The following is a 274-nucleotide window of genomic DNA, read 5'->3' as shown; positions in this document are numbered from 1 at the left end:
ATCTAAGCCTACGCGCGGCAAAGGTGGCCATTGATACGTGGTCTTCTTGGTTGGCAGAAGTAGGTAGGCTGTCTATTGACGCCGGATGAGCCAAGGTTTTGTTCTCACTTGCCAATGCTGCAGAGGTAACCTGAGCAATCATAAAGCCAGAGTTCACGCCGCCGTTATCGACCAAGAAAGGTGGAAGTTTGCTTAGTGCGCTATCAATCAGCAGCGCCATTCTACGTTCTGACAAGCTACCGATTTCAGCTATCGCTAGTGCAAGGTTATCGGC

At 50.4% G+C, this 274-nt stretch carries 1 protein-coding gene; it reads right to left on the bottom strand.

The annotated features are described in order from the left end of the window. On the bottom strand, window positions 1-274 hold a 274-nt coding region (locus AB4653_RS29070; RefSeq protein WP_372106106.1), incomplete at both ends, for an aromatic amino acid lyase.

It is taken from the genome of Vibrio sp. 10N.222.48.A3 (genome assembly GCF_041475345.1).
Classification (GTDB): Bacteria; Pseudomonadota; Gammaproteobacteria; order Enterobacterales; family Vibrionaceae; genus Vibrio; species Vibrio tasmaniensis_A.
This window is presented reverse-complemented; position numbering and strand designations above follow the sequence as displayed.